This window comes from Bradyrhizobium sp. U531, from assembly GCF_051710265.1.
Taxonomy (GTDB): Bacteria; Pseudomonadota; Alphaproteobacteria; order Rhizobiales; family Xanthobacteraceae; genus Bradyrhizobium.
The window spans coordinates 232,830-255,541 of sequence record NZ_JASVEN010000010.1 but is presented as its reverse complement, the minus strand read 5'-3'; the positions used below and the strand labels follow the sequence as shown (position 1 = coordinate 255,541).

The window sequence follows — 22,712 nt, the reverse complement described above, 5'->3', positions numbered from 1 at the left end:
TTCGCTGCATGGCTGCTCGACAAGCACCGCAAGCGCGCGCGAGCCGCCGATGCGCCAATCCGATGATTTGAAGCTACTGCCCCGAGGGCGTGCGCAGGCCGTGCCAGGCGTCGCGGACCTGATGGTAGTGAACCTCGGGCAAGTAGTCCGGCGTGTTCAGGTTCAGCGTCTTGACGTCGAGATGGCCGATGGCGCTGAGTAGCGTGTAGGAGGCGATGACGCGATCGCGCTGCGCGCCGATCAGGCGGGCCTTGGCCTGGATCAGGTCGGCCTGCGAGTTCAGCACGTCTACCGTCGTGCGCTGCCCGCCGGCGGCCTCGCGTTGGACGCCCTGCAGCGCGACGGTTGCGGCCTTCACCTCGGACTCCGAGGCGGAGACGGCGACCCTGGCACCCTCATTGGTAACCCAGGCGCTGATCGCTGCCGTGCGGGCCTGGTTGCGCACCTGGTCGAGCACGAGCCGGCTCTGCGCCGTGATCTCCTTGGCCTGCCGGGTCTGCGCGGCGGCTTGTCCGCCGTCGTAGATCGGCGCGGTGATGTTGGCGACGATGGAGGCCTGGTCCTCGGCGAAGGTGCCGAGCGTCGGATCGTTGTTGCGGCTCTTGCTGGCGCTGCCCTGGATGGTGGCGCTCGGCAGCAATGTGCCTTCGGCGATGCGGATGTTGGTGGAGGCGACGTCGACGTCGAAGCCGGCGGCCATCACCGCCGGATGCTGGCGGATCGCCATCGTCATGACGTCTTCGCGGCTCTTCGGCACATAGCGGTCGACGACCTCAGCGGGCCGAAGCTGCGACGGCGAGTTGCCGATCACCTGCGCATAGGTCGCCTGGCTGACGGCGAGCGCGACTTCGGCGGCATTGAGATCGGCAAGGCCGCGATTGAGGCGCGCCTCGGCCTGCGCGCTGTCGGTCGGCGTGACATCGCCGGCATTGAGGCGGCGCTGGGTGACCGCGAGCGTCTCGCGCAGGAAGGCGACGTTGGAGCGCTGCGCCTCGACCAGCGACTGGTTGGCGAGCACGTTGGTATAGGCGGTGACCGCGTCCAGCAGCACGCCCTGGCCGACATTGCGCAGCGCCTCACGGCCCGACTGCACCTGGAGTTCGGCGGCACGCACGTTGTTGGCGGTGCGGAAGCCGTTGAACAGGGTCTGCGTCACGGTGACGCCGATGATCCATGGCTTCAAATTGCCGGTCTGGACCGTGTTGTCGGGCAGCAGGTTGCGAACCGTCTGCAGGCCGGCGCTGAGGCTCGCCACGATCTGCGGGCGGTAACCGGCGAGGGCCTGCGGCACGTTCTCGTCCGTGGCGCGTTGTCGCGCACGTTCAGCATTGAGCTGCGGATTGGTCTGGTAGGCCTTGGCGAGCGCTTCCGGCAGCGCTTCGGCCCGGGCCGCTGAGGGCAGGGCGACTGAGGGCAGGGCGCAACAGAGCGCCAGCGTGGTCCATGTTGCGAGCACGGGACCCACGCCCGATCGATGCCGCGTCATCACGCGACCAGCTCTGGCGGCACGCCCAATCATCTAATCCCGCTTAACCCCGGCTGTCCGCCCCCGCCGACGGTGGCCTCTTAACTGTTTAACCAGCCGAGGTCCCGCAGGCAAACTGCCGCGGGGGAAACCCCCATGAAATCCGTGCTTGTTGCAGCTTCGTCACAGGGATTCTGCGGGAACGCGGCCGAGCCTTACACCAGCCTGACCGTTCTCCGACATTACCGGTTCTTGTTCACCGGCTTGCGCTTCTCGATGAACGCGGCCATGCCCTCGGAGCGGTCTTCCAGCGCGAAGGTCGCGTGGAACAGGTTGCGCTCGACGCTCATGCCCTCGGCGAGCGTGGTCTCGAAGGCGCGGTTCACGGCTTCCTTGGCCATCGCGGTGGCGGGGCGCGACATCGCGGCGATCTTCTCGGCCGCCGCCATGGTTTCGTCCATCAGCTTGTCGGCGGGCACGATGCGGCTGACGAGGCCGGAGCGCTCGGCTTCCGCCGCATCCATCATGCGGCCGGTGAGGCAGAGGTCCATCGCCTTGGCCTTGCCGATCGCGCGCGTCAGCCGCTGGGTACCGCCGATCCCCGGGATGGTGCCGAGCGTGATTTCGGGCTGGCCGAACTTGGCGGTGTCGGCGGCGATGATGAAGTCGCACATCATGGCGAGCTCGCAGCCGCCGCCGAGCGCATAACCGGCGACCGCGGCAATGGTCGGCTTGCGGCAACGCGCGATGCGGTCGCCGCCGATCGCGGCAAAATCCTCGGAGAACATGTCGATGAAGGCCTTCGGCTGCATCTCCTTGATGTCGGCGCCCGCGGCAAAGGCCTTCTCGCTGCCGGTCACGACGATACAGCCGATGGCGTCGTCGGCTTCCAGATCCTCGACCGCCGCGGCGATCTCGCGGAAGACGCCGAAGGAGAGCGCGTTGAGCATTTTCGGCCGGTTCAGCTTGATGATGCCGACTGCGCCTTTGCTTTCAACGATGATGTGTTCGAACGTGCTCATGCTTCACCCGCGCTTTTGATAGGGCGCGCAATGTGCCCGCTGGCGCGGATGCCTTCAAGGGGGCTCGAGGCCGCCGGAACGCGCGGCAAGGCACGCGTTCTCGTGGGGTCTCTCAAGCCAGGAATTGGGCCAGCAAGTCAGGCCGGGATCGGGCCCCCCATCAGGCCATGAACATGCGCGCGGCGGATGCCAGCGTCAGCAGCGTGCCGACGCCGATGAAGATCTTGCCGATCAGGGAGCTCTGGTCCCAGGCCGAGCTCTGCTGGCTCGCCATCACCGGCGCGGGCCGGGGCTGGGCCTCTGCCGCGGCAATGACCGTCTTCTGCGCCGGCGCGGTATCCTGCTGCAGGGCGCGATCGATGTCGTTGAGCTGATCGGGGGCGACGACCTGGCTCTCGGTCTTCGCGGCATTGGGTTCGCCGGCGGCTGCCTGGACATTGTCGTTGGCGCGGTCCGTCATTGCGGTGGCTGCGGCCGCCGTCGGTGTATCGGCGGGAGCGAGCTGCGCATTGGCGTTGGCGACCGCCGGCGGCATCTGGCTCGAAGCCGGCATCCCACCGTCGGCCTTGTCGGCCGTTTTGCTCTCAGCCGTCTGGTCATCGGACTTGTTGCTATCGGCCTTATTGCTATCGGATTTGGCCTCGTCGGCCTTTGCCGAGGCATCGGCCTTGTCGTCGGCTTTCTGGACCGTCTTGCTGCCGGTGCGGCGTGACTCGTGGCGCCGGTGCTTGCCGGGCCTGGCCGTGTCGGCCTGCTTGCCGGCGCCGTCCGACTTGCCCGTGGCGGAGCTCGGGGCCGCCTGTGCGAGGCCTCCGAACAGCAACAAAAGCCCGGCCAGAACGATCAGGGCCGCGCGCCCGCTGGCTTTCATCATGGTGATGATCTCCCCAATTCCGCCAGTCCCGAGGGCGAAGAGAGACCCTGGGCCGTGACGACAGCGGGGCAGAAAGTGGGAATCTTCGGGCTACACCGGGCAAAAACGCGGCAAGCCGGCCTCAAACGCCCGGCCGCCGGGTGCGGGGCGAGCCGATCGGTGTTATGAGCCGTCGCAGACGTAGACGGCCGTATCGGTCGCGGAGGGGGGATTGATCACGAACTCGTGATCAACATCCGGTCCGCGTAACAAATTGACCGAACCGCCGAATTGCATGGTGAGGGGCGCGCGTGCGCGGACGTGAGGACGAGTGGACCGGCCTGATGCGGTCGGCCATGGCGGGCGATGATGCTGCGTATCATCGCCTGTTGAGGGCGATCACGCCGGTGCTGCGCGCCGCGGCGAGGCGTGGTCTGGCGCGGGCCGGGCAGCCTCCCGACCAGGCCGAGGATATCGTGCAGGAGATTTTGTTGGCGGTGCACCTGAAGCGGCACACCTGGGACAGCGAGGCTCCCTTCGCACCCTGGCTGTTTGCGATCGCACGCAACAAGCTGATTGATGCGCTCAGGCGGCGCGGCAGGCGCGTCTTCGTCAATATCGACGATTTCGCCGAGACGCTGCCGGGCGAGACACCGCAGGAGACGGCTTCCGCAGGCGAGGTCGCAGCCCAGCTCAACGCGCTGCCGCAGCGCCAGCGCGACGTGCTGCAGTCGATCGCGGTCGAGAGCGCCTCGATCAAGGACACGGCGACGAAGTTTTCGATGAGCGAAGGCGCGGTGCGGGTTGCACTGCATCGCGGACTTGCCGCACTGACTGCCAAACTGCGGGATCACTAGTCATGGACACCGATCAACTGATCCGCTCGCTCACAGCCGACAACGCGCACCGCGCGCCGCGCGTGGGTGCCGTGCTCACCATGGCGTTGCTGGTGGCCGCGCCCCTGTCGATCCTCATTTTCGCGACCTTCCTCGGCGTGCGGCCCGACGTGATGACGGCCATGCACAATCCGTTCTTCGACATGAAATTCGCGGTCACGCTGTCGCTCGCGATCCCCGCGATCATCGTCAGCCTGCATCTGTCACGCCCCGAAGCCCTGATGCGCGGTTGGGCCTGGCTGCTGCTGCTGCCCGTAGGGCTGCTTGCCGTTGCGATCGGCAGCGAGGCGATGATGGCGCCGGCCATGCCGATGACGATGCGGCTGGTGGGCAAGAACTCGAGAGTCTGCCTGATCGCGATTCCCGCAATGTCGCTGCCGCTGCTCGCGGGCGCGCTGTTCGGCCTGCGCCATGGCGCACCCTCGCATCCCGCGCTTGCCGGCGCGCTCGCAGGCCTGGTTTCGGCCGGCCTTGCCGCGACGCTCTACGCCTCGCACTGCACCGACGATTCGCCGCTGTTCGTGGCGACCTGGTACACGCTCGCGGCGGCGCTCGTGGCGGCGATCGGTGCTTTGGCGGGTTCGAAAGTCCTGAGATACTGACGGCATGGCCCGCAAAAGTGCGAAGCGGTTTCCGGAAAGATCATGCAGGAATAATAAACTAAAGCGCGATGGCGATTCATCCAGATCTCATCGCGGTTTAGAGCCTGCGCCTCGCGCTTCAGGCCGTCGCGCTCTGTTGCATGCGGTGGAAGCGCAGCACCTGTTGTGCGGTCGACGAGCGCAGCGCCTCGTATGTGTCGCGCAGCGTCAGCATGTCGATCCGCGCGCCGCCCGAGAGCTTCTCGCGCATCGCGATGATGGCGCGCACGCTCGGCCAGGACATGCCGGCGACCTTGGCGAGGATCATCACGCCCTCGGTGCGGGCTTCGATCATCATGGCTTCGGCGGTCTCGACGGCGACGCCGGCGAGCGCGGCGATCCCCGCATTGGTTTCGTCGAACTTGCCCTGCTCGGCGAAAGTGGTGACCTGGAATTCGTTGAGACGGCCGTCCTCGTGCAGTGACCGCACCAGCGCGCGCGCCATCTCGGTCTGCTTCGTCATGGCGGCGGCGCGGAGCCGCTGGGCCGCCTCCTGGACCACGCTCGATACCTCGTCCGCGAGCTCCGGATGCGCGGCCTCGAGCTTCCGGCGCACGTTCAGGGAGGCCTTCGCGACCAGCCTCAGGTAATGATGGCGCGGCAGATCCGCCCGCAGGCCGATACAGGCGGCAAGCTCGTCGTCGCGTTCGGCGCGGGTGACGAGGTCGGAGAGGCTACCCTCCGACAGCTCCGCGCCCGGATTGCTGACGGTCGACTGCACCACGTCCTCGTTGCCGCGTGTCACCAGCACGTCGGTCAGCGCTTCCGACAGCACCCGCCGCAGCGAGATCGCCTTGAGATGCGCCTGGCTCCTCGTGCGTGCGATCTCGATCAAGGTCGTCTCGTCCAGCCGCTCCGACTTCGACAGCACGGGGCCGGAAACCTCGATGATTTCGTCGAGCGCGAGCGTGCGGATGATCTTCGGAGGCGCGGCCGCGATCGGCGCGAGGCGGTCGGCGAGCAGCACCCTGGCCGACGTCTCGATCTGCTCGATCAGGCACTGGAACACGTCGTCGAACACGCGGATATGGTCGTCGGAATAGTCGACCGCGTTGCCGACGAAAAGATCGGTGACGCGGCGCAGTGTCTCGACCCGGCGCGCGACGGTGCCGTGCGAGAGCGCGGCCTGCAATTCCTCGAGCAAATTCTCGGATGATTTCGCGGATTTGGATCTCATTGCCCTGTCCTGGAGCGTTCGGTCCGGCAGCGGCTATTGCCGCACCGGGAGAAAATGGATTGGTCAGCCCGTTGCAACGCGGTTGCGCCCTTGCGCCTTGGCGGAATAGAGCGCGCAATCGGCGCGCGCGAGAAACGTGTCGGCAGTATCGGCATCGCGCAGCGTCACGACGCCCGCGGAAATGGTCACGTGCATGTTGAGCGAGAATGCGCTCCAGTCGAGATCGGCGACGATGCTGCGCAAGCGGTCGAGCATGCGCTGCGCGGCATCGGCCGGGGTGTCCGGCAGCAGCAGCAGAAATTCCTCGCCGCCGTAGCGGCCGAAGCTGTCGGCCGGGCGGACATTGGCGAAAATGGTGATCGCGAAGGTACGCAGCACCTCGTCGCCGACCGGATGGCCGTAGGCGTCGTTGATGCGCTTGAACCAGTCGAGGTCGATCAGCGCGATCGCGAAGGGCGCCGATGTCTGTCGGGCCTTCTCGATCTCGGCGTCGAGCAGGCGCATGATGCAGCGGCGGTTGTAGGAGCCGGTGAGTTCGTCGAGCTCGGCCAGCTCTTCGATGCGCTGATAGGCGGCCTTCAGCTCGATGCTGCGCCGGTACAGGATCTTGCGCAGGGTGGCGCCGAACAGGCCGAGGAAGGCGCACTGGCCGATCACCAGCACGAAGCAGAGCATCGAGGCGGCTCGCTCCAGACGGGTGCCGACCGGCAGTCCGATCGGCAGGTCCGAGCCCAGGAAGACCAGGGAGAGCCCGCCGGTGGCGAGGCCCCAGGTGACCATCGCCTGACGCGACGTCATCCGCAGGGTGCCGAACGCGAAGATCAGAAACAGCACAGCGATGAACGCGACCCCGACCGTCGGCACGGCGAGCAGGAACACCAGTTGCAGCGCCATATGCGCCGAGATCTGGAAGACGGTGAGATAGTGGTCCTCGAAGCGGTCGCCGAAGCCGGCTTCCGACAGCACGGTGAACGTCCCGATGATCAGGAGGCCGCCGAGCCAGAACAGCGATGGAACGGCCATGGCGACCACGCCGGCATAGGCGTAGAGCAGCAGGACCGAGGCACCCAGCGAATAGCTCGCGACCTGGCCGATATACATCTGGCGGCGCTGCCGGGCCCGGCGGACGAGGACCTCGGGGCCCGCCGCCGCGGGCGCGAGCACGAGATCCGCGACCTCAGCAGCATTCCTCTCGGGAAAGGACGTCGCGGCCGTGCTCATGGTCCCGCCAATGGTAGATGTCAGCGGAAAAATCTACGTGGCAAGCCTTTAGGTTTGGTATCCTTTGAAACCGAATCCGAACCGTGCAGCGCGGAACAAGATGATGGGCCGGCGGGAGAAATTCGCCGGCGGCCGGGCATTAGGTTGCGATGCGATCGAGCCTAACGCCGGCTTGGCGAGACATATGTCGTGCAAGGCTGCTATGGAACCGGATGAAGCCGGGGCCGCCTGTGCCGGACAGGCCATTCCGCAGGGAAGTTTCGCAGTATTATGTTACCTATCTGGATCATGGCGGCCGACGGCCGCGAGTACGACGAGAAAGATGCGGGTATGTGGGGTGGATCACACAGGCACCCGTATGACTGCGGTAGGTTGAACAATTTTGCACCCCCCGTCGAACCGTCCGCCGCGCCGACCCGACCAACTTTGCGAGACGGCCATTGAGCGTGAACCAGGCGGCTTCGGACGAGGTCCTCATCGCCAGGATCGCTCAAGGTGACCGGCTCGCCATGCAGGTGCTGTACGGGCGGCACCATGTCAGGGTGTATCGTTTCGGGCTGAGGCTCGTGCGGGACGAGCAGGCGGCGGAAGACCTCATCAGCGAGGTGTTTCTCGACGTCTGGCGTCAAGCCGGCAAGTTCGAGGGCCGATCCGCCGTTTCCACCTGGCTGCTGGCAATCACCCGATTCAAGGCCCTGTCTGCGCTTCGCCGCAGGAAGGATTTTGAGTTGGACGAAGACGCCGCGAACGCGATTGAGGATTCGTCCGACAATCCGGAAACGGTGGTGCAGAAGAAGGATACCAGTGAAGCGTTGCGGGAGTGTCTGACGGGCCTCACGCCGGAACATCGGGAAATCGTCGATCTCGTCTACTACCACGAGAAGTCCGTGGAAGAGGTGGCTGAAATCGTCGGCATCCCGGAGAACACTGTGAAGACGCGCTTGTTCTATGCGCGCAAGAAATTGGCCGAACTGCTGAAGGCAGCCGGCATTGAGCGAGGCTGGCCATGATGGCATTGAGCAAGAAGATGCTGGAGCAAGAGCCCAGTGAAATTGAACTGCTGCTGCCCTGGCACGCCGCCGGCACGCTGAACGCGCGCGACGCCCGCCGCGTCGAGGAAGCGCTGGCGCGGGATCCGGAGCTCGCCAGGCAGTACGCCGCGATCCGCGGCGAGTACGAAGAGACCATTCATCTGAACGAGAGCCTCGGGGCTCCGTCGGCGCGTGCGATGCAGAAGTTGTTCGCCGCGATCGACGCCGAGCCCGCGCGGCCCGTCGGTTCGCTGCCGCTGTCGGCGCGCATCGCGACCTTCTTTGCGAGCTTGTCGCCGCGCACGCTGGCCTGGTCGGCGAGCCTCGGCGCCGTCGCGCTGGTGCTGCAGGCCGGGATCATCGGCGCCGTGCTGATGAAGAACCAGCCGGCGACCTTCCAGACCGCCTCGCTCTCGACCGGCGCGCCGATCACGCGCGAGCTCGGATCATCCGTGGCCCCCGCACGCGCCTTGGTGCGCTTCACGCCCGAGGCGCGCGTTGCCGACATCACCTCGCTGCTCGACAGCTACCAGGCCTCGATCATCGGAGATGCCAAAGGCGGCATGTTCCGCCTCCAGTTCGACAAGGCCATGAGCCAGACCGAGCTCGCCTCGCTGCTCGGCAGGATGCAGCGCGAGAAGTTCGTCAACCTCGCCGTCGCAGCGCCCTAGGCGCCGCTGAGCCGATGACAGGCAAGTCCGAGAGCAGGGTGCGCGCCGGGGTCTACGCTTCATCCGTCGGCGCCGCGCTTCTGATCGCCACCTGTATCGGCGTCGAGGTCGTGCAGGCCCAGGCGATCATGCGCACGCCCACGATCAGCGTGCCTTCGCGAACGCCGACCATCTCCCCCAGCATCGCCGCGCGCGTCAGTCCGACGGTGTCCGCCCGCGTCGTGTCCGTCGATCGCGGCCCGCGCACGATCGCGGCCATCCCCCATACCACGACCTCGCGCATCCGGCCGATCACCGTGCTGCCCTATGCGCGCTACTCGCCGAACCTGTATCCGGCCTGCACCGCGCCCTATCGCGATGCCGACGGCGAATGTCTCGCGCAGTCGAATGCAGGCGGTGGCGGCTCGGTCAAATCCGGCAAGAAGAACGCCGGCAAGGGCCGCGGCGATGCGACGCCGACCGCCGCCAATCCGCGCAGCTTCGCCAACGAATTCGTCGCCGAGATCGATGGCATGCTGTCGCCCGGCGATGCCGACGAGCTCGCCCGCCGGCACGGCTTGATGCGGATCTCGTCGGAGAGCTTCCCGCTGATCGGGGCGACCTTCGGTCTCTTCCGCATCACGGATGGCCGGCCGTACGAGACCGTGAAGCGCGAATTCGCAGCCGACGGCAGCGTGCGCTCGGTCCAGCCGAACTTCCGCTATCTGCTCCAGGACCAGAAATCGACGACCCTGAGCGAGGGCGATCCCGCGCAATACGCATTGGCCAAGCTTCGCCTGCCGCAGGCCCACACGCTGGCGCACGGCGCCAATGTCACCGTGGCCGTGATCGACTCCGGCATCGACGCCGGACATCCCGAGCTTGCCAACTCGGTCTCCGACAATTTCGATGCGCTCGGCAGCGCCGAGGGGCCGCACATCCACGGCACCGGCATCGCCGGCGCGATCGTGGCGCATGGCCGTCTGATGGGCAGCGCGCCCGAGGCCCGTATCATCGCGATCCGTGCCTTCGGCGGCGCCAATGGCAGCGCCGAGAGTTCGTCCTACATCATCCTGCGCTCGCTGAGCTATGCCGCCGAGCACGGCGCGCAGATCGTCAATATGAGCTTTGCCGGCCCGAAGGATGCGGTGATCGAACGTGCCATCGCGGCGACCGCCGCGCGCGGCCTGGTGCTGATTGCCGCTGCCGGCAATGCCGGCGCGAAATCGCCGCCACTTTACCCGGCCGCCAATCCCAACGTGATCGCGGTCAGCGCGACCGACCAGCAGGACCGGTTGTTCAGCGCGTCCAACCGCGGCAATTACATCGCCGTCGCAGCGCCCGGCGTCGACATCTTCGTGCCGGCACCGGACGGCAAGTACCAGATGACGTCGGGAACCTCGTTCTCGGCCGCCTATGTCTCAGGCGTCGCGGCGTTGCTGCTTGAGCGCAATTACACCTTGAAGCCGGAAGCGCTGCGCACGGCGCTGACGAAGACCGCCCGCGACCTCGGCTCGCCCGGCCGCGACGAACTGTTCGGCGACGGCCAGACCGATGCGTTTGCCGCGGTCAGCTCCGTTCCCGCCGACGGCGCGACGCCAGTCGCCGCTGCGTCCGGTACAACAAAACGTGAAGATGCCGCGAAGCGCCGCGACGAACCCAACAGCCGCGCGATCGAACAACCCTCGCTGTCGAGCGCGGACGATAAATCCACGATTTCTCAGGTGGATAGACCGGCGACGCGATAGCGGCTGCGGCAAACTTGCGCGCAAGGCCGGCACCAAAAAAGCGAACATCGCGTTGAACGTTCAGCCCGCTGCCACGACCAAATTATGTGGGAGCGGTCATCCCTCCCCATCAGTCATATTAGGCGCGAGCGCCCATCCACCCCAAGCGCCCATATGGCTCGACCCGTCCGGTTGTCCCCCCGGACGGGTCTTTTCTTTTCAGAGCGCTTCCGAGCGAAGTCGATTCCGGTTCGCGGGAAGAGCACGCGTCGGAGATCCTCAGCGTCGGCTCCGATCCATCACAGCGAAGCCCCGGGTGTCGGATTCTTTGAAACTTCGCGTGCGCTCAGCTTTCGGTTGAACGCTCGTGCCGACGTCCGACGCCACTGCCCCGGGCAGCGCTCCGCAAGCGCGCTATGCTTGTGCGAGGCTTGACTCGAAAAGCCGTTGAATCTCCGCACGACTACGGTGTTTCGGGGCCGATCCGGTGTCGTTGCTGGACAAGTCAAATCTTTTCCACAAAATATTCATGTCGCTTCTAGATTGATTCGTGTGCGTTGCGTCCCCGCGTCCGTGTTTTCTCCTGACGGGCTGGTCTATGACACTTCGCCAAGAATCTGACTGCACGCCCGTTCGTGCCGTGGCCGTTGGTCACGACGTTGCGACGCGCTGGTGCGCCCTTGCCGAGCAGCGGCTGCAGCATCTCTCCGAAATGTTCGAGACCGGTCGCTGGCGCCGTTATCATTCCGAGATCGCGTTCCTCGAAAACATCCAGGAAGCCAAGCGGGCCGTCCAGACCTGGCGCGCGCTCGCAACCGGCGCCGACGTCGCCGAGGCGGCCGCAAGCGTGACGCCCGCATTCGGCTGGTCGCCGGCGACCATGCCCCGTGTGTTTCCGCGCGAGACGCAGGCGCAGACCCTGCAGCCCAAGACCCTGCAGCCCCAGATCATGCAGCCAAAGGCCGTGCACATCGCTCCCGAGACCGCCGTGCCTGTCAGACTCGATCCCAAGCCGGACGTTCTCGCCGAGATCACCGAAGCCCCGATCGCGCCGCTCGCCGCACCGGCGTCAGCGGCAATCGCGTCGTTCATCGCACCTGCCGAGATGCCGCCGCTGAAGGCTCCCGCCGCGCGGGCGCCGTTCGTTGCACCCGCCGTGAGGCCGCCGCTGGCACCTGCCGCAATGGCGCCATTCACCGCGCCGGAAGTGAGGCCGCCGCTCGCGGCGCCTGCCACGAAGCCGCCGAAGGCCGTGCCTGCCGTGATGGCAGCGCTCCTGCCGCAATTCGCCCCGCCGGCCGAGGAGATCGTCGCAGCCCCCGAGCGCGTCGTCGAATTCACCTTCAGCCTCGACGGCCTCGAAGCCAAGTACCCGCTGCTCAGGAACGCGTTCTAGGGAACGTCCGGCAAGGGATTTGCGTCCCGTCATCCTGAGGTGCGAGGCATGGGACGCAGCGCGTCCCATGCGGAGCCTCGAAGGATGGACGGCCCGGCTATTGGCCGCGCCTACCTTCGCACTGCATTTCCGCCGAGCACCACCTGGGCAAATCGTTGCGCGCCGTCGGCCGAGAGGTCCGAGGTCACGGCGCGCGCGTGATCGAGGCCGACGACGGCGCCGCGCGGGGTCTCCGAGATCATGTTGTTGTTGACCAGCGCGATGCCGGCGCCCGGCACGACGGAGACGCCGATCCCCGCCAGGGCCTTGCGGATCACGTTGCCGGTGATGGCGACGTCGCGCAGATATTTACCCCAGCCGGCGACGATGCCGTAGGACGGCGCGTTCTCGATCACGTTGCCGGTCACCGAGGTGTCCGCCTCGACGTAGATGCCGACGCCGGCGTCGTCGTCGGGCGCGGTGCCGATCGGCCGCTTCGGAATCAGATTGCGGATGATGTTGCCCTGGACCACCGCGATGCGGCCGCCTTCGTTGAAATTGCAGACGGAGACGCCGACCGCGGCGCCATCGACCGTGTTGTTGGCGATCACCGCGGCTTCGAACGAAAACTCCGAATAGAGCGCGACCTCGCGCACGTCGCTGACGCTGTTGCCAGTGATCTGGATGTTCGAGGCGGAGTTGCCGCGCACCGCCGAGTAGTCGCAGTTCCTGATGCGGTTGCCGCGCACGATGACGTTGCCGGCGCGGAAGGCGTTGATGGCGTTGCCGTACTGGCCGGAGCCGCCGGGGCCGGCCTTGATGTTCTCGATGCGGTTGTCGGCCACCAGCGTGCCGTCGTCGCCGATCGCCGTGCGCAGGATCTCGATGCCGTTGTCGTTGGTGCCAATGATGGTGTTGCGGCTGACGCTGAGGCCGAGGGCGTCGAACGAGGCCACCGCGGTCACGGCGATGTCGGTGAAGATGTTGCCGGAGATGTCGCCCGAGACCTGCTCGAGCCAGATGCCGCTGCCGCCGGAGTTCGTGATCTCGCAATCGGTGATGCGGACGTCGCGACCGCCGAGGACATGGATCAGCCCGCGCCGCGCGGCCAATGGAATGCTGCCGCCGTCGAAGGTGATGCCGGTAAGACCGATGGCGTTCGAACCGTCGCTCTGGATCGCCGAGGCGCCGCCGGTGAAGATGAATTTCGTGGCGCCGCGCACACCGATCAATTGTGCGCCGTTCGGCAGTCGCAGCAGCCCCGCGCGATAGATGCCGGGCGGAAACGCCAGCGGCATCTGCGCCCGCGCGGCCTCATCGATCGCGCGTTGCAGCGCGCGGGTCTGATCCTCGCTGCTGCCGGGCCGCACGCCATATTGCGTGACATCGCGGCCGAGCAGTGACGTCAGCGGCGCGGCGCGCGCAGCGTCAGCCGGCATGGCAAGTGCACCGGCGATGCCTGCGGTCGAAGCTCCAATGAGATGGCGGCGATTGAGGTCCATGACGCGTCCTCCGCGCGGATTAGGTAGCGCAGGGCGGGAGCGGGCGCGGGGATTGTTCGCGGTAGGGTTAAATGTTTACCGCGGCAGAGGTGTCGTAGGGTGGGCAAAGCGAAGCGTGCCCACGTATTTTCCGCGATCGAGAGAGTGGTGGGCACGGCGTAAGGGCGCATTTGCCCACCCTATGAAATCTCAGTGCCGCCGCTTCCTCGCTAGCCCCGCCATCTCCATCAGCATGGCCTCGCCGGCATCCACCAGTTCCTCCAGCGTGATCCGGGCTGCACCTTTGCGCCGCACGGCACCACCGCGCGCAAGCAGGGGGATGTGGATGAAGGCCGCGAGCTGCGGCCCGCCGGCCCGCACGTTCTCGATCGCGCGCCAGCTCAAATAATTGCAGAGATAGGCGCCGGCGTCGCGCGAGGCGCGGGCGTCGATGCCGGTGAGGCGGGCGGCTCGCAGCAGCCGTGCCGTGTGTGGGCCGAACATCATCGCATCCGCGTGGCCTGCGATACCACGCTTGCTGGAACGGGTATTGGCGGCATCGGGCCAGAGCATGGTGACGGCGTTGCGCGCGCGGGTCTCGATGCGCAGGTAAGGCGTGCGGGCGGCGAGGCCGAACATCAACAGCGCGTCCGGCTTCACCTTCGCGAGCACGTCGGGCAATTGCCGATCCACCGCGGCATAGGTGACGGGGAAGATGTGGCTGGACAGTTCGACATCGTCGAGCGCCGGCCGGCGCAATTGCCTCAGCCGCGCCACCAGCGGCTGGGTCGGGTTATAGGGCGCGCCGGGGAAAGAGCCGAAGCCGGTGAGGAGGATGCGGATCTTGTCGCTCATTGCAGCAACTCCAGGATCTGCTCGGCGGCGAGCGCGGGGGTGAGGTGGCCCTCGGCGACCTCCGCCTCGATCTTCCTGACCTTGGTCCGCACCGATGCCTCGCTGCGCAGCCGCGCCAGCATGCGCTGCTCCAGCATCGACCACATCCATTTGACCTGCTGGTCGCGGCGCCGCGCGGCGAAATCGCCGGAGGCGTTCATCGCCTTGCGATGGTCGAGCACCTTCTGCCAGATCTTTGCGATGCCGTCGCCGGTCAGCGCCGAATAGGTCTCGACCGGCGGATGCCAATGCTCGGATCGCGGCGCCAAGATATGTAGCGCGCCGCGATAGTCGGCGGCTGTGATCTTGGCGCGCTTGAGATTGTCGCCGTCGGCCTTGTTGATCGCGATCATGTCGGCGAGCTCGACCAGGCCCTTCTTGATGCCCTGCAACTCGTCGCCGCCGCCCGGCAGCATCAGGGCGAGGAAGAAATCGGTCATGTCGCAGACGGCGGTCTCGGACTGGCCGATGCCGACGGTCTCCACCAGCACGACGCCAAAGCCGGCGGCCTCGCAGAGCAGCATCGCCTCGCGCGTTTTTGCAGCCACACCGCCGAGCGTGCCCGAGGAGGGCGAGGGCCGGATGAAGGCATCATCCGAGGCCGACAGCCGTGCCATCCGCGTCTTGTCGCCGAGGATCGAGCCGCCGCTGCGAGCCGAGGACGGATCGACCGCGAGCACCGCGACCTTGTGGCCCTGCTCGATGAGGTAGGTTCCGAGCGCGTCGATCGTGGTGGATTTGCCGACGCCGGGCGAGCCGGTGATGCCAACGCGAAACGCCTTGCCGGTGTCCGGCAGCAGCGTCTGCACCAGCTCTCGCGCCAGCGCCTGGTGGTCGGCGCGGCGGCTCTCCACCAGCGTGATGGCGCGGGCCAGCGCCGCGCGGCTTCCGGCGCGGAGCTCCCTGGCGAGGGTCTTGATGTCGAGCGGGACCTTCTTCTCAGTCATGCCCCTGCTTACAACGCCAAGCCGGAGCAGGCGAGGCCCGCCCGCCCGATATCACCGGCTCGTGGCCGCCGCGGCTTGCGGCGGCTTCACCTTGCGCCAAACCCACACCATCACGGGCCATAGCAGCGCGCCGATCGCCATTGCGGCGAGGATGGCGGCGACCGGGCGCTCGAAGAACGGCAGGATACTGCCGTCGGACTTGATCAGCGAGGTGACGAAAGCCTGCTCGACCATGGTGCCCATGACGATGCCGAGCACCATGGCGGCGACGGGATAGCCGTTCGCTTCCATGACGTACCCGATCACGCCGAAGGCGGCGACGGTGACGACGCCGAACATGTTGTTGCCGATCGCGAACGAGCCGACCGCGCAGCACAGCATGATGATCGGCATGATGGCAGAGCGGGGCGCCAGCAGGATGTAGGCGGCGATCCGGATCATGGCGATGCCGAGCGGGATCATCAGGATGTTCGCGATGATGAACATCAAATAGATCGCGTACATGCTCGACGCTTTCTCGGTGAACAGCGTCGGGCCCGGATTGAGGCCCTTCATGTAGAGCACGCCGATCGCGATCGCGGCGATGGTGTCGCCGGGAATGCCGAACAGCAGCGAGGGCACCCAGCCCGAGGCGATGCTGGCATTGTTGCTGGCGCCGGCCTCGACCAGGCCTTCGACATGACCGGTGCCGAACTTTTCCGGCTCCTTGGAGAAGCGCTTGGACATCGCGTAGGACACCCAGGCGGCCATGTCGGCGCCGGCGCCCGGCAGCACGCCGATGATGATGCCGACGATGTTTCCGCGCGTCATCTGCCAGTGATACTGTTTGGTCAGCTTCCACTGGCCGGCCATGATGCTTCCGAATTTTCGGCGCGGCAGGGGAGGCGGCTCCGGCGTCAGCATCGCGCGCATCACCTGTGCCACCGCGAACACGCCGACCAGCGCCGGGATCGGCTCGATGCCGCCGAACAGATCGGTGATCCCAAAGGTGAAGCGCGGCACGCCGCCGGGATTCTCGATGCCGACGCAGGACACCAGCAGGCCGAGGAACATGCCGGCGATCGCCTTCACCGGCGAGGAGCGTGCCACCAGCGTGGCGCACATCAGGCCGAGCAGCGCCAGCCAGAAATATTCGAAGGTCGAGAACGACAGCGCGATCTCGGCGAGCGGCGGTGCCAGGATCATCAGTGACAGCACGCCGGCGATGCCGCCGACCGCGGAGAACCAGACGCCGGCCCCGAGCGCGAGCTCGGCCTGGCCCTTGCGCGTCATGGCGTAGGCCTCGTCGGCATAGGCGGCGGACGCGGGCGTGCCGGGAATGCGCAGCAGCGCGCCGGGGATGTCGCCGGAGAAGATCGCCATCGAGGACGCCGCGACGATGGTCGCGATCGCCGCGATCGGCGACAGGTAGAAGGTGACGGGGACGAGCAGGGCGGTCGCCATCGTCGCCGACAGGCCGGGCAGCGAACCGATCACGAGGCCATACACGGAGGCTGCGACCATCGCGATGATGACCTCCCAGGTGGAGATCAGGGCGAACGCTTCAATCAGGGTCTTGAGCATGGGGAATTACCAGGGCGTCGGCAGCAGGCCGGCAGGCAGCGGCACGCGCAGCAGCTTGCCGAAGATGAGGTGAATGGCGAAGGGCGAGAGCGCCGCGAGCGGCAGCGCCAGCTTCCATTTGGCGCCGAGCGCGGTCGAGGTGACGTAGACCATGATCGCCGCGGTGATGATGAAGCCGAGCCGGTCGGCCGCAAACACGTAGAACAGCAGCAGCGCCGGCGGCAGCAGCGCGCGAAGGCCGTAGAGCTTTCCTTGCGGCGGCGGGGCCGCGGCCTGGCCATTCTCCAGCGGGATCAGCTCTTCCTCCTCCTCGAAGGAGTGGCCGATGCCGAACGCGATCGCGAGCCCGCACAGCGCGAGCCCCGAGCCGATCACGAGCGGAAACACGTTGGGGCCGACGGGCTGGCCCGGCACCGGCGGCAAGATGTAGCCGCCATAGGCGGCGGCTGCGCCGAGTGCGACGAGAAACGATCCCGTGACGGAGTCGGGAAGACGCATGGAGAGGGTCCTATGAGAGTTCTTCTCCCTCGCCCCGCTTGCGGGGAGAGGGTTGGGGTGAGGGGGAGCCTCCGCGAGGCAGGTGAAAGACGGACTCGCGGAGAGTCCCCCTCACCCGGAATCCGCGCTTCGCGCGCATTCCGGCCTCTCTCCGCAAGCGGGGAGAGGCGATCGGAGCGCCGTGGTACCGGATCACGCCTTGCTGAGGCCGGCCGCCTTCATCGCCTCGCCCATCTGGGCGTCGCCCTTGTCCATGAAGCCTGCGAACTGGGTTGCATCGCCCCATACGGTGCCGAAGCCGCGATTGCTCATGAAGTCCTTGAACTCGGCGGATTCGTAGACCTTCTTCAGCGCTGCGGTGAGCTTGGTTGCGATCTCCGGCGGCAGGCCCTTCGGCGCGCCGATGCCGCGCCAGGCGCCGGTCGCGTAGTCGATGCCCATCGCCTCCTTCAGCGTCGGCACGTCCTTGAAGACCGGATTGCGCGCGGGCGCCATGATGGCGAGGCTCTTCGCCTTGCCAGCCTCGATGATCGCGCGCGCCTCCGGCACCGAGCAGGTGGTGAGGTCGAGGCCGCCGGCGGCGAGATCCTGCATCGCGGGCGCGGCGCCGTTCGACGGCACCCAGGCGACCTGGTTGGCGGGCAGGCCCATCGCCTGCATCCAGCCGACCAGCGCCAGATGCCAGATGCCGCCCTGGCCGGTGCCCGACGCCTTGAACTTGCCGGGAGGCGCCGCCTTGATCGCGTCGGCGAGCTCCTTGACAGTCTTGTAGGGCGATGAGGAGGAGACCTGGATGCCCGGCGGATCCTCGTTCATCAGCGCCAGCGGCGTGTAGCTCTTCGGCGTCAGCTCGGTCAGGCCCTGCCAATGCATCATGGAGATTTCGACCGTGAGCATGCCGATGGTGTAGCCGTCGGGCTGCGCGGTCGCGATCGCGCTATGGCCGACCACGCCGGAGCCGCCGGTGCGGTTGACCACGTTGAAGGGCTGGCCGAGGTCCTTCTCCAGGAGCGCTGCCACGATGCGCGCGGTGGCATCGGTGCCGCCACCCGCGCCCCAGGGCACGATCACGGTGACCGGCCGGGCCGGATAGGCTTGTGCGAGTGCGGGCTTGAACCCGAACGCGGCGGATGCCGCGACTGCGGCGGTCGAAGCCGCAAAGGTGCGGCGCGAAATCTTGGACATCAATGCCTCCCAGCGGCGCCCGTGAGGTCGGGCGCTCTTGTCAATGGCGACATTCTAGTCGGCTTTGCAGCGCCGCCGCAAGGTAGCGCTACCAACGAGATCGACATGTTGTGTGAAAACCGCATGCCCATCGGATGGGCAGTCGGAAATCGGGTGGGTTTCGTCCACGCAAACATCCAACCTGCGCGCGCAATTGAAAGCCAGAGGCAAGCCGATGACCCAAGCCTATTACAGCGCCGTGCTGGACCGCCCGTTGGACGACGTCTGGTCGCTGATCCGCGATTTCAACAATTATCCCGCCTATATCGACGGTGTCAGCGAAAGCGCGATCGAAGACGACAAGCGCGGCGATGAAGTCGGCGCCGTCAGACGCTTCTGCTATCTCGGAAACTGGATCCGCCAGCGCCTGGTCGATCACTCGGACCGGCAGCACACCCTGACCTATGCCGGTCTCGAAGCGCTGCCGTATCCGCAAGACGACGGGCACGAGAAGCCGGCGCCGACGCGTTATCAAGGCACCATGCATCTGCGCCCGATCGTCGAGGGCGACCGCACCCTGATCGAATGGTCGGTCGACCTCGAGACCGAGCGTGCGGACGCCGATCGCTGGCAGGCGCTGTTCGCGTCCTGGATTCCGGACTGGACGGATTCGCTTGCGCGGACGCTGGCGCGGCCCGGCTAAAGCGTTTTCGAGCGAAGTGGACACCGGTTCGCGTGAAGAAAACGCGTCAAACCAAGACTCTAGAGCTTCGGTTCTGATTCAATCAGAACCGAAAAGGCTCTAGCGGCCGCTCAAGGCTCCTCGGCGTCGCCCTTCGGCCGCGCGCCGCCGAAGATGCGCGTGCCTTCCGCGGTCAGGTAAGGCTTCAGCGTTTCCCACGGCACGAAGGCGACATATTCGCCTTCGGCGTAGGGACCGACGGCATAGGGTGGGTAATGGAAAGTGAGGCCGGAGCTTTTGCCGGCTTCCGTTGAGGGTGCGAGCGTCACCGCGCCGATCTTGAGCAGGCTGGGTTTCAGCTCCTTGAACCATTCGTCGGTGGCGGTCTCGCCGGCGTCGCGCTTCTTCTTCTCGGCTTTCAGCGAGGCGATGATGGCCTTCACCATCGCCTTCATGGTCGCCCCGTTGTCGGCGGTCTCGGTGAAGAACGGCCGGATCGAGATGCGCTTGTTGTCCGCCTTGTCCCACAGGATCGTGTTCACGTCCGAATTGGGATGCGCACCGTTTGTGTTCATGTAGTCGTTGCGCAGGACGCTTACATAGCGGTCGGCAACGATGGAGCGGATCGTATATTTGCGCTCGAAATCCCAGCCGGCGTCCTTGAAGAACTGCGGATCGGCCTTGCGCGCGGCGGCAGCTTCCGCGGCATTCTTGTCGAGCCATTTCCTGCCTTCGGCCAGGCAATCGGCCGCCAGCGGCGCATCGGCCTTGATCTTGTCGTCGAGGAAGAGCCGCGCCTCGATGCTCTTGGTCTTGACGACGGCATCGGGCTTGGGATCGGCGGCGAGGGCGGAAAACACGCATGTTGCGCTTAGCGCCAGGGCGACGCTCAAACGGGTCATGAATTTCAAGGATAGGGCTCCCAGGTGGGCGTCAGAATATTTCGACAATGTCATCTGCACTGTGCGGCACGAAGCCGGGGGACATCGAGCGGCGAACGGTGGCTTGCGCCTGCAGGCCCGTCGCATCCTCGATGATGTGTTCGACATCGATCAGGTTGAGCAGCGAAAAGGAGATGTCCGGTTCGATCTCGATCAGAATGTCGATCTCGCTGTTGGCGCCGTAGTCTTCTCCAGCCCGCGAGCCGAGGAGGGCAAGCTTCGACACGCCCTTGCCTTTGATGGCATCGGCGTTCTTGCCTATCGCTGCAACGATTTCATCGCGTGTCATGGACACAATCTGGCCGGTCACCCGGCCAGAGTATCATCTACTCCGCCGCCTCGCTATGCCCGAGCCGGGTGTTCAGCTTGCGGATCAGCTCCTCGGCCGCGTCCGCAATCACTGTGCCCGGCGGGAAGATCGCTTCGGCGCCGGAGGCGTAGAGCGCATCGTAATCCTGTGGCGGCACCACGCCGCCGACGATGATCATGATGTCTTCGCGGCCCTGCTTCTTCAGCGCGGCCTTCAGCTCCGGCACGGCGGTGAGATGGGCGGCGGCGAGCGAGGAGACGCCGAGGATGTGCACGTCGTTCTCGACCGCCTGCCGCGCGGCCTCATCCGCGGTTGCGAACAGCGGCCCGATATCGACGTCGAAGCCGATGTCGGCGAAGGCCGAGGCAATCACCTTCTGGCCGCGGTCGTGGCCGTCCTGGCCGATCTTGGCGACGAGGATGCGCGGGCGGCGGCCTTCCGCCTCCTCGAACGCGTCGATCAGCGCCTGAACCTTCTCGACCTGGTTACCCATGCTGGACGCCTCCCGCTTGTAGACGCCGGTGATGGACTTGATCTCGGCGCGGTGCCGGCCGAACACCTTCTCCATCGCGTCCGAGATTTCGCCGACGGTCGCCTTGGCGCGCGCCGCGTCGATGGCGAGCGCCAGCAGATTGCCATTGCCTTCGCCGGCCGAGCGCGTGATCGCCGCGAGCGCGGCATCGACGTCCTTCTGGCTGCGCTCGCTCTTCAGCCGCGTCAGCTTGTCGATCTGCAGGCGGCGGACATTGGTGTTGTCGACCTTGAGGATGTCGATCGGCATCTCGTCGGTCGGCTTGTACTTGTTGACGCCGATGACTGCCTGCTTGCCGGCATCGATGCGCGCCTGGGTCTTGGCCGAGGCCTCCTCGATGCGCAGCTTGGGCACGCCGGCCTCGATGGCCTTCGCCATGCCGCCGAGCTCCTCGACCTCCTGGATGTGGCCCCACGCCTTGGCGGCGAGGTCGCGCGTCAGCCGCTCGACATAGTACGAGCCGCCCCAGGGATCGATGATGCGCGTGGTGCCGCTCTCCTGCTGCAGGAACAGCTGCGTATTACGGGCGATGCGTGCCGAGAAATCGGTCGGCAGCGCCAGCGCTTCGTCGAGCGCGTTGGTGTGCAGCGACTGGGTGTGGCCTTGCGTTGCCGCCATCGCCTCGACGGTGGTGCGCATCACATTGTTGAAGACGTCCTGCGCGGTCAGCGACCAGCCCGAGGTCTGGCTATGCGTGCGCAGGGACAGCGAGCGCGGGTCTTTCGGGTTGAACGGCTTCAGGAGCTTCGCCCAGAGCAGCCGCGCGGCGCGCAGCTTGGCGACCTCCATGAAGAAGTTCATGCCGATCGCCCAGAAGAACGACAGGCGCGGCGCGAAGCGGTCGACGTCGAGACCCGCGGCAAGACCGGCGCGGAGATATTCGACGCCGTCGGCGAGCGTATAGGCGAGCTCGAGGTCCTGCGTCGCGCCGGCCTCCTGCATGTGATAGCCGGAGATCGAGATCGAGTTGTATTTCGGCATCTTCTGCGAGGTATAGGCGAAGATGTCCGAGATGATCCGCATCGAGGGCGCGGGCGGATAGATGTAGGTGTTGCGCACCATGAACTCTTTCAGAATGTCGTTCTGAATGGTGCCCGACAGCTTCTCCGGCGGCACGCCCTGTTCCTCGGCCGCGGCGACGTAGAGCGCGAGGATCGGCAGCACCGCGCCGTTCATGGTCATGGACACGCTCATCTGGTCGAGCGGGATGCCCGCGAACAGCGTGCGCATGTCATAGATGGAATCGATGGCGACACCGGCCATGCCGACGTCGCCGCCGACGCGCGGATGATCCGAGTCATAGCCGCGATGGGTGGCGAGATCGAAGGCGACCGAGAGGCCCTTTTGTCCAGCCGCAAGGTTGCGGCGGTAGAACGCGTTGGAATCCTCCGCCGTGGAGAAGCCGGCATATTGCCGCACGGTCCAGGGCTGGTTGACATACATGGTCGGGTAGGGGCCGCGCAGATACGGCGCGATGCCCGGATAGGTCTCGAGGAAATCGAGCCCGGCGAGATCCGCCTCGCCATAGGCGGGCTTTACCAGGATGCCCTCCGGCGTCAGCCAGGGCTCAGCGCTGCCGGCAGGGGTTGCGGTGGTCGCGCGCTCGAACGCGACGTTTGCGAAATCAGGAATGCGGCTCATG

The 22,712-nt window shown here is 66.3% G+C and carries 21 protein-coding genes; 7 read left to right on the top strand and 14 right to left on the bottom strand.

The window, feature by feature from the left end:
• Nucleotides 1-73 precede the first annotated feature (73 nt).
• From QRQ56_RS33270 to QRQ56_RS33260, 3 genes are all read right to left on the bottom strand, one after another.
• The gene (locus tag QRQ56_RS33270; protein ID WP_438745637.1) at nt 74-1,519 is read right to left on the bottom strand and encodes a TolC family outer membrane protein; all 1,446 of its coding nucleotides are present in this window, start codon (nt 1,517-1,519) and stop codon (nt 74-76) included.
• A gap of 188 nt (nt 1,520-1,707) precedes the next feature.
• Nucleotides 1,708-2,487, bottom strand: a complete 780-nt coding sequence (locus tag QRQ56_RS33265) for an enoyl-CoA hydratase (protein ID WP_438745636.1) — start codon at nt 2,485-2,487, stop codon at nt 1,708-1,710.
• 160 nt (nt 2,488-2,647) lie between these two features.
• The gene (locus QRQ56_RS33260; protein WP_438745635.1) at nt 2,648-3,361 is read right to left on the bottom strand and encodes a hypothetical protein; all 714 of its coding nucleotides are present in this window, start codon (nt 3,359-3,361) and stop codon (nt 2,648-2,650) included.
• A gap of 290 nt (nt 3,362-3,651) precedes the next feature.
• Between QRQ56_RS33260 and QRQ56_RS33255 the strand changes: the two genes are divergently transcribed.
• Nucleotides 3,652-4,197: a sigma-70 family RNA polymerase sigma factor gene (locus QRQ56_RS33255; RefSeq protein ID WP_438745634.1), complete on the top strand. Its 546-nt coding sequence runs from the start codon at nt 3,652-3,654 to the stop codon at nt 4,195-4,197.
• Nucleotides 4,198-4,199: 2 nt separating this feature from the next.
• Nucleotides 4,200-4,838 carry an NrsF family protein gene (locus QRQ56_RS33250; RefSeq protein WP_438745633.1) on the top strand — a complete coding sequence of 213 codons (639 nt, stop codon included), beginning with the start codon at nt 4,200-4,202 and terminating at the stop codon, nt 4,836-4,838.
• 118 nt (nt 4,839-4,956) lie between these two features.
• On the opposite strand, the gene QRQ56_RS33245 is transcribed toward QRQ56_RS33250, so the two are convergent.
• A complete protein-coding gene (locus QRQ56_RS33245; RefSeq protein ID WP_438745632.1) occupies nt 4,957-6,054 on the bottom strand; it encodes a DUF2336 domain-containing protein in 1,098 nt (365 codons plus the stop codon).
• 63 nt (nt 6,055-6,117) lie between these two features.
• Nucleotides 6,118-7,275 carry a GGDEF domain-containing protein gene (locus tag QRQ56_RS33240; protein WP_438745631.1) on the bottom strand — a complete coding sequence of 386 codons (1,158 nt, stop codon included), beginning with the start codon at nt 7,273-7,275 and terminating at the stop codon, nt 6,118-6,120.
• A 440-nt stretch (nt 7,276-7,715) separates the two neighbouring features.
• Between QRQ56_RS33240 and QRQ56_RS33235 the strand changes: the two genes are divergently transcribed.
• From QRQ56_RS33235 to QRQ56_RS33220, 4 genes are all read left to right on the top strand, one after another.
• Nucleotides 7,716-8,285 (top strand): sigma-70 family RNA polymerase sigma factor, encoded by a 570-nt coding sequence (locus tag QRQ56_RS33235; protein WP_438745630.1) that lies wholly within the window; start codon nt 7,716-7,718, stop codon nt 8,283-8,285.
• On the top strand, nt 8,282-8,977 hold the full coding sequence (locus tag QRQ56_RS33230) for a hypothetical protein (RefSeq protein WP_438745629.1): 696 nt from the start codon (nt 8,282-8,284) through the stop codon (nt 8,975-8,977). Before QRQ56_RS33235 ends, QRQ56_RS33230 begins: the two co-directional genes overlap by 4 nt.
• Before the next feature lie 14 nt (nt 8,978-8,991).
• Nucleotides 8,992-10,704 (top strand): S8 family serine peptidase, encoded by a 1,713-nt coding sequence (locus QRQ56_RS33225; RefSeq protein WP_438745628.1) that lies wholly within the window; start codon nt 8,992-8,994, stop codon nt 10,702-10,704.
• A 619-nt stretch (nt 10,705-11,323) separates the two neighbouring features.
• On the top strand, nt 11,324-12,079 hold the full coding sequence (locus tag QRQ56_RS33220) for a TIGR03809 family protein (protein WP_438745627.1): 756 nt from the start codon (nt 11,324-11,326) through the stop codon (nt 12,077-12,079).
• Between the two features lie 110 nt (nt 12,080-12,189).
• On the opposite strand, the gene QRQ56_RS33215 is transcribed toward QRQ56_RS33220, so the two are convergent.
• From QRQ56_RS33215 to QRQ56_RS33190, 6 genes are all read right to left on the bottom strand, one after another.
• Nucleotides 12,190-13,560 carry a TIGR03808 family TAT-translocated repetitive protein gene (locus QRQ56_RS33215; protein WP_438745626.1) on the bottom strand — a complete coding sequence of 457 codons (1,371 nt, stop codon included), beginning with the start codon at nt 13,558-13,560 and terminating at the stop codon, nt 12,190-12,192.
• Nucleotides 13,561-13,749: 189 nt separating this feature from the next.
• On the bottom strand, nt 13,750-14,394 hold the full coding sequence (locus QRQ56_RS33210) for a pyroglutamyl-peptidase I (RefSeq protein ID WP_438745625.1): 645 nt from the start codon (nt 14,392-14,394) through the stop codon (nt 13,750-13,752).
• Nucleotides 14,391-15,380 carry a methylmalonyl Co-A mutase-associated GTPase MeaB gene (gene meaB, locus QRQ56_RS33205; protein ID WP_438745624.1) on the bottom strand — a complete coding sequence of 330 codons (990 nt, stop codon included), beginning with the start codon at nt 15,378-15,380 and terminating at the stop codon, nt 14,391-14,393. The genes QRQ56_RS33210 and meaB overlap by 4 nt, the downstream gene beginning before the upstream one ends.
• 51 nt (nt 15,381-15,431) lie before the next feature.
• Entirely contained in the window at nt 15,432-16,943 is a 1,512-nt protein-coding gene (locus QRQ56_RS33200; RefSeq protein WP_438745623.1) for a tripartite tricarboxylate transporter permease, read from the bottom strand.
• Nucleotides 16,944-16,949: 6 nt separating this feature from the next.
• Complete coding sequence (locus tag QRQ56_RS33195) at nt 16,950-17,441, bottom strand: tripartite tricarboxylate transporter TctB family protein (protein WP_438745622.1); 492 nt, start codon at nt 17,439-17,441, stop codon at nt 16,950-16,952.
• A 192-nt stretch (nt 17,442-17,633) separates the two neighbouring features.
• On the bottom strand, nt 17,634-18,626 hold the full coding sequence (locus QRQ56_RS33190; RefSeq protein ID WP_438745621.1) for a tripartite tricarboxylate transporter substrate binding protein: 993 nt from the start codon (nt 18,624-18,626) through the stop codon (nt 17,634-17,636).
• A 214-nt stretch (nt 18,627-18,840) separates the two neighbouring features.
• Between QRQ56_RS33190 and QRQ56_RS33185 the strand changes: the two genes are divergently transcribed.
• Nucleotides 18,841-19,308, top strand: a complete 468-nt coding sequence (locus QRQ56_RS33185) for an SRPBCC family protein (RefSeq protein WP_438745620.1) — start codon at nt 18,841-18,843, stop codon at nt 19,306-19,308.
• 110 nt (nt 19,309-19,418) lie between these two features.
• Here the strand turns inward: QRQ56_RS33185 and QRQ56_RS33180 are convergent, their stop codons facing one another.
• The 3 genes from QRQ56_RS33180 to scpA are packed head-to-tail and all read right to left on the bottom strand — an operon-like array spanning nt 19,419 to nt 22,711.
• On the bottom strand, nt 19,419-20,189 hold the full coding sequence (locus tag QRQ56_RS33180) for an RsiV family protein (protein WP_438745619.1): 771 nt from the start codon (nt 20,187-20,189) through the stop codon (nt 19,419-19,421).
• A gap of 31 nt (nt 20,190-20,220) precedes the next feature.
• Entirely contained in the window at nt 20,221-20,517 is a 297-nt protein-coding gene (locus QRQ56_RS33175) for a nucleotidyltransferase family protein (protein WP_438745618.1), read from the bottom strand.
• A 37-nt stretch (nt 20,518-20,554) separates the two neighbouring features.
• Nucleotides 20,555-22,711: a methylmalonyl-CoA mutase gene (gene scpA / locus QRQ56_RS33170; RefSeq protein ID WP_438745617.1), complete on the bottom strand. Its 2,157-nt coding sequence runs from the start codon at nt 22,709-22,711 to the stop codon at nt 20,555-20,557.
• Between the last annotated feature and the right edge of the window lies 1 nt (nt 22,712).